At 31.8% G+C, this 233-nt stretch carries 1 protein-coding gene; it reads right to left on the bottom strand.

Going from position 1 to position 233, the window contains the following annotated elements; translation table 11 throughout:
- Positions 1-233, bottom strand: a 233-nt coding sequence (locus LIZ98_RS17845) for an Rpn family recombination-promoting nuclease/putative transposase (RefSeq protein ID WP_227203204.1), incomplete at both ends; no start/stop codon positions are given.

The following is a 233-nucleotide window of genomic DNA, read 5'->3' as shown; positions in this document are numbered from 1 at the left end:
AATCGGTCAAAATGGCAATGGAATAAATGTTTTCTTGGAAGCGATCAAACAAACGGTAAAAATAAGTAAACATTCGTTTGGAAAAGTCCGGATCTTTTTTTCCTTGAATTTCAATGTGGATAAATACATATTTTTCTTTCCCGTTTTTCAAGGAAACCTTTACAATTTTGTCTGCGATTTTTTTTCCTTTATTATGTTCAATGATGACTTTGTGCAGTTCTTGTTCGAGAAAG

The organism is Caldibacillus sp. 210928-DFI.2.18, from assembly GCF_020554505.1.
Lineage (GTDB): Bacteria > Bacillota > Bacilli > Bacillales > Caldibacillaceae > Caldifermentibacillus > Caldifermentibacillus hisashii.
The sequence above is the reverse complement of the archived record's forward strand: the minus strand, read 5'-3'. Positions and strand labels throughout refer to the sequence as shown.